Raw genomic sequence first — 6,322 nt, 5'->3', positions numbered from 1 at the left:
GGCCGGGGCAGGAAATAAAAGCCCACTTTAATAGTAAAAGCCTCCGATGCGCGGAAGCTTTTACGTGGCCATCCTTCAACACGTAGGATGATCGATTTGAACCGATATGAATATACGAAATATTTATATCATATAAAAATTCACTTAAAACTTGTCAATTATGAGTTGGTTTCCATTTACAGGGTCAGATCCATCGGATCCTACACATTATTCATCACCAGTTCCAACACAACCTAGTTGTCCTGGAGCTACACAACAAATCTGCGCGCTACAAGCCTCTGCCGACAGCAATAACGAACCTATAATCACCGATGCTTTGAAAAATGAAATCATTAATTCATTACAAAATCAGGTGAATGGTACTAATGTCAAATTAAAAGCGAGATAAGTCTTTTATAGACATTTACAACATAAGCGTTCGCTGAATTTAGAATAGGGTATGATGATTCATACCCTATATTTTTATCCTTTATTTAATTTCTTCAATAACCAATACTTCCTGTTCCCCTATTCCAATCTCAGCTTTAATACCATAATTAGCAAGCTGTTCATTTAATTCTTCCAGATTACTATATTTCTCCAATATTATTTTCTCATCACTTTTAACCATATCCAAAACAGGAGGATATTTACCACTCATATCTGTCATTACTGCTAGAACGGAACTATTATCATAATTCATCACCTTGGCTCCCGGTTGTCTTAAATATGGTTTTATTTCGCAGGGTTTTAAAATAAGACTTTCAATATTTTTCATTGTTCTGTAAGTACGAATCCCAAGAAAACTATGTAAGTCATTTAAAACAATATGCGCTTGAGCCGAATCAGATCTTAATACTGGATCCAAACGTTCATATGATATCGCATTTTGCACTTCCCAAATATCACCCAGACTCGATATATCTTCATAACGATCGGGATTTTTCACTTTCAGTATCAATCGTTCTGGTCTTGGAATGTAATTAGGCATTTTAATCTTTGCCCAACTTGACAGAACTGCACTATAAATGGAGACATTATAGAAAGATATTTTTTGTAAACCCGATACACTATCTCTTTGATTTTTAAAGGATTCAAATGGTACACCATTTTGATAACCAGACAGCATGACCATTCCCTTTATTTGCATTTCATTTTTAGCTTGTCCTAATAGATTTACCTTACCAAAATCATCCTTAAGTGGAAGATCTATACTGCCATTATTTAGAAGGTCAAGAACATTTTCCTCTGTAACCAATTTATTACCCGTGATGGCCTGTACTTTTCCTTTGTACAGAAAAACAACATGTGGTGCACTCTGATGGGGAAAGAGTTCTTTTAAATAGGAATCACTATAGATAACTGGCAGGTCGACTTTATTTTCTTTTAAAAAAGCATTATTTGCAAAAAATTTATCCAATGTTGCCTTATCCTGCCAGGAAACATTGATAATCTGCAGTTTACTCTTTAGTTTGTCTTGTAATTGTTGCAGTTTTGGCATCGATTGAATACAAGTGCCACAAAAGGTGTCAAAGAAATCTAATATGATAACTTTATTTTCTGTTGCATCCAAATCGATCACATTTCCTGTACCACGCATCTTCTGTATTTCATTTGGAGGGATAAATGTATCTCCCACTTTAAGGGCTTTGCTCAGATCTATATTTTTACCTGCTTGCGCATATAAAGTACTTGTCAGTATAAATAAGAAGAATGATAAGAGGAATAATTTTAATTTTTTCATGTTCATTTTGTTATAGATTAACGGATATTTTGCGGTAGTTTTCCTACGAGAACTACTGATTGAGGTAGTCGAAAAGCATATTTTCGGCTATTCGGTTCAAGTAGATATTCTATATTATTCACTACTCTTTTTAATGTTTTTTGAAATCTCGGATCTAGGTTTAACCTTTTTAAGTCAGACCATCTACGGCCTCGAAATAATAATTCCTTTTGTCTTTCGTGAAGTATCAGATGCAACAATGCATCCGGATTATTTTCTGTAACTGCTACAAATTGACTTTTATCGATTCTATTCTCAAGCAGAGAGTTTAGCAACTGTATTGCCTCTTCTATTTGTCCAATCCGACAAGCTGCTTCGGCTTTAATTAAATAGATTTCACTTGTCGTTAAACCAACGAATAAGTTAGCCATCGATTTATCATAACTACCTTTATAACTATAAGAATCCAAGGGATAAGTGTTTTTACGAAAGAAGATATACTTCCTTATGTCATAAGGCGAGTAACTCCTATATAGAATGGAATCAACCAAACCATTATTCAGATGCATTGGACCGGACGTTACTGAGATTGCGGCAAATAGGACCTCCACATTAAACCGGTTAATCGGTAACGTTTCTGTTTGATTCAATTTACTAAAGTCCATGAGTTCTGCCTGCAATTGCAAACAGGAATCTGCATATTTATATGCTTGCTGATAGTTGCGCATTACTAAATATGTTCTCGCTAGACCGGCATATGCCGATGCCCGAAAAGGTCTACCCTTAAACGATTCGCTGATTGGTAATTTGTGTGCTGCAATGTTATAATCTTGGATTATTTGATCATAACTTTGTTGTAACGAAGCACGTGTAGACGTTTCATCAATACCAGGAACCAATCTTAGTGGAATTCCCATTTCTGTGGTAGCTGTCTCCTTTTGATAAGTCGGTGCGTATACCTCCACTAATTGATGAAATGCAAAAGCTCGATAGAAATGAGCTATACCTGAAAGATTTGTCGCTTTTTGACTTTTTCCCTCGAAACCTAATTTGTTTATAATTTCCAACACTTGATTAGCATTAAAAATAGTTTTATACGGTCTTTGCCATTGTGCCGTTTCATCATAATTTGCATCTTTCCAGGTATATGCATTACGTTGGTCAATATTCAGTTGCCGTCAAAAGTCTCTGGAGTTATATAATACTCGTCTGCAGACCATTCCCCAAATATTGGATAACCGGCATTCATTGTATTATAGTCATTCAGTAAGAGCTCAGCATCTGTCAAACTTTTAGGGATGACCATTTTAACATCAGGTTTAACATCAAGAAGTTATTGCAGCTTCCAAATAGTAGCATAACAGATATGCTAAAAATAAATTGATAGATCTTCATGATAAATATTATTAAAGATTAAATCTAAACCCAAGTGAAGACATTAAGGGGTCAGGTATATTGATGCCGTATTCACTATCGATACCCCGTTTATTTGCTCTCCAAACTGTACAAACATTTTGTATGTAACCATAAACAGAACAATTTTTCAATTTCAGACCAGAAGTAAAAGGTAAACTGACACTAAACTGGATATCACGGAGCTTGATTTGTCCACCATTCTCTAACAGAGCAGATGAGCGCATATAACTTGACTTCCTAATGTCGCTGGATAGCTAAAAGCGGGAACATCAGTTGTTAGCTCATCCCCTGGCTTTTGCCAACGCAAAGCGTAATCCTTATGACCGATATTGCTACTTAAGAATAGACTATTATCAAACGAGCTCCTTAAAAATTTATGTCCCAACTGATAGGAAATATTAAAAGACAGTTCAAGAGCTTTATACCGGATACTGTTGCGCCAGCTTCCAGTATATAGCGGAACAGATGACCCGTGATTTTCAAGATCATTGACATTTTGCGCCAAAACCGAGGAATAATCTTTTGACCTTTCGCCATTCAGATATACTTGAGGCTCCCCTGTTTCAGCATCTAAACCAGCCCATTTGTAAGTAAGCAAACTATTTAGATCCATCCCTACAAAAGGAGTTATCCGTTGGCCCTGTGACACACTAACATAATCTTGACCAATTTCCTTTTGCACATAAGATTTCAAAACCTTTGTTCGGGCATATGAAAATACGAAGTTGCTATTTAATTCGAAATGACCGGTTTTAAGAAGGGTAGCATTTAATCCAATATCCCAACCTTTAGTCCGGATATTGGCACTATTTACCATGAGATTTGTAAATCCGGTACTTGGATCAATACGATCGGGTGCTATTAGATCCTTCGCATTTTTCACATAATATTCAACGCTACCTGAAATAATATTTCGCTTTAAAGCAAAATCAAGTCCCAAATTCGTAATCCCAACTCGCTCCCAACGTAAGCTAGGATTAGGAGGAGTCATAATCACACCATAGTTTTGATTGGTTAAATAGTGCGCTTCACTTTCTATGGTAATAACAGGATATGCAGATACTGTATTGTTTACATTGCCATTATAGCCAAATGTTGCACGAAATTTCAGATAATCAAATGGACTTCTCTGCAAATACTTCTCTTTTGAAAGAATCCAAGCTCCACCAATTGACCAAAACGGTTGTCCCCGATCATTACTTTTAACGCCAAACAAATTGGAGGCATCTTTTCGAAAACTTCCGCTTAATATATACCGGTCCCAATAAGTATAGCTAAGATTAGAAAAATAGGATACAAAGTTATTTTGTGATGATTCATACACATTTCTATCTATTAAATTTGTCACACCACTTTTTCCATTCAAATAGGGAACTTCACGACCAAACTGAACAGATTTAAAACTTCCAGATTCAGGATCATAACCATAGTATTGGGATAAAGTGATATCTCTGCCTTTCTTTAAAATCTCACCTCCCGCCATAAGAATTAACTCATGTCTATCATTCCATTTCTTATTCCAGTCTGCAGTAAATCTTCCTTGATGGGAATAGCTATTTAAACCTATTATACCCTTATAGTCTCCTTTAGGTAAATTATAATGAAGAGTTTTGTCATCCCACACTGTATGAAAATTAATTTGATCACGCATCTGATATGTTCTTATACTCTGCCATTCTTCCATGGGGTTAGATGATCGCTGATAAGCATATTGCACCTTTAAATTCAGACCAAAATCCAACTTATATGAAGCACTTACCCGTGCAACAAACTCTCGAACCATTTGGGTTTTCTTAGATTCATTTAATTCATTTAGTGGAGTATATGACCAATCTAACAAACGACCACCTGCAACAGTATCTATAAAAACAGGATTTAATCCGCTAATATTCATAGCTATTGGATTACCATATTGATCAGCCAGTTGCATGTATGGATAATTTTGTACTCCTTTTCCTAAACGATTATATTCCACTGGGAATAAAGCCTCCACATTTTTTGATTCCGTATATTTTAGACCAATATCCAGTAACATATTCTTAATTGGCTTTACTTGGGTATTTGACATTATATTAAGCCGTTTATATGCTGACGTGATGACATTTTTTAAATTTTTATCATAGCCCATTGAAAAAAGAGTATTTACATTTTCACTTCCTGACTGCAATTGTAAATTGTACTGTTGATTTACGCTATTACGATAGATGTATTTCAAAAAGTCATCTCTTAAATCAATACCTTTCATTTTCCCTATTTCTATATCAAACTGTGATTCAGATATTTCACCAGTACGTTTTTGTTCCATCAGCCATACAGCAGGTTGAGGATTATAATTCCAGGCATTAAACTCCCCACTGTATCTGCCCTTATCATAGATAAATTGCTGGGCATCAATGTAATCGGATGTACTTATCTGAGGATAATAATATAGGTTAGGTTTAGCCTTAACACTGATATTGGCATTAAAATCTAATTGACTATATTGTTTAAACTTGCCTTTCTTAGTGGTAATCACAATCACGCCATTACCCGATTGGGAACCCCATATTGATGCTGCAGCGGCATCTTTCAACACAGTAATATTTTCTATATCATTAGGATTTATAGTGTTAAAAAGACCAATCCCTAGATCAGAATTTCTTGTTTCAAACGGTACACCATCAACAACAACCAAGGGCCATTTATCTGAATTTAAAGTGCTAACCCCACGAATATTAACATTCAATAGATTTTCTCTATTAGCTGATGAAACCTTAATTGATGATATCCCCGGCACTACATCCTCCAGCCTACTTATAAAATCTGTCGACACCTTCCTATTAAAAAGTTTATTGTCGACAAATTCAAAAGAACCAGTTGCTCGTTCTTTGGGTATTTTCTGATACCCGGTAGACACCACCTCCACTTCTTCTAGTTTATGATCTTCAGGTATCAATTTCACAGTTATTGATACTCCTGCGGTATAATAAACTTCTTGGCTTTTAAAGCCGATAGATGAAAATTTAATCTTGCCCTTTTGGTTTTTAAGCGTCAATTGAAACTTTCCATCTTTGGAAGTTTTAATCTGTAAGTTCTCGGCTTCAACTCGGACCGACACTCCTTGTAGTGGTGTACCATCGTTGGAAGAGACAACTACACCTGTAAGATCATATTTTACCTGCCCATTCACCCCGCTGTCCTTGTGGGGTGTCTGAGCTGATAAAC

At 35.7% G+C, this 6,322-nt stretch carries 5 protein-coding genes; 1 reads left to right on the top strand and 4 read right to left on the bottom strand.

Going from position 1 to position 6,322, the window contains the following annotated elements; genetic code table 11:
* The first annotated feature begins 160 nt into the window (after window positions 1-160).
* Window positions 161-388 (top strand): hypothetical protein, encoded by a 228-nt coding sequence (locus L950_RS23735; protein WP_021191017.1) that lies wholly within the window; start codon window positions 161-163, stop codon window positions 386-388.
* Between the two features lie 81 nt (window positions 389-469).
* Here the strand turns inward: L950_RS23735 and L950_RS23730 are convergent, their stop codons facing one another.
* The 4 genes from L950_RS23730 to L950_RS23720 form a co-directional block, all read right to left on the bottom strand.
* Window positions 470-1,723: a TlpA family protein disulfide reductase gene (locus L950_RS23730; protein ID WP_021191016.1), complete on the bottom strand. Its 1,254-nt coding sequence runs from the start codon at window positions 1,721-1,723 to the stop codon at window positions 470-472.
* Between the two features lie 17 nt (window positions 1,724-1,740).
* Window positions 1,741-2,868: a RagB/SusD family nutrient uptake outer membrane protein gene (locus L950_RS23725; RefSeq protein ID WP_231577837.1), complete on the bottom strand. Its 1,128-nt coding sequence runs from the start codon at window positions 2,866-2,868 to the stop codon at window positions 1,741-1,743.
* A gap of 2 nt (window positions 2,869-2,870) precedes the next feature.
* Complete coding sequence (locus L950_RS28990) at window positions 2,871-3,008, bottom strand: hypothetical protein (protein WP_021191014.1); 138 nt, start codon at window positions 3,006-3,008, stop codon at window positions 2,871-2,873.
* A gap of 312 nt (window positions 3,009-3,320) precedes the next feature.
* The coding region (locus tag L950_RS23720) for a SusC/RagA family TonB-linked outer membrane protein (RefSeq protein ID WP_021191013.1) at window positions 3,321-6,322 on the bottom strand (3,002 nt) is incomplete at its 5' end.

The sequence above is a fragment of the Sphingobacterium sp. IITKGP-BTPF85 genome (genome assembly GCF_001006065.1).
Classification (GTDB): Bacteria; Bacteroidota; Bacteroidia; order Sphingobacteriales; family Sphingobacteriaceae; genus Sphingobacterium; species Sphingobacterium anhuiense.
The sequence above is the reverse complement of the archived record's forward strand: the minus strand, read 5'-3'. Positions and strand labels throughout refer to the sequence as shown.

What these genes read in the sequence shown, in the direction of transcription:
- L950_RS28990 (WP_021191014.1), bottom strand. Translation starts at nt 3,008, where the DNA reads ATGGTCATCCCTAAAAGTTTGACAGATGCTGAGCTCTTACTGAATGAC.
- L950_RS23730 (WP_021191016.1), bottom strand. Translation starts at nt 1,723, where the DNA reads ATGAAAAAATTAAAATTATTCCTCTTATCATTCTTCTTATTTATACTG.
- L950_RS23735 (WP_021191017.1), top strand. Translation starts at nt 161, where the DNA reads ATGAGTTGGTTTCCATTTACAGGGTCAGATCCATCGGATCCTACACAT.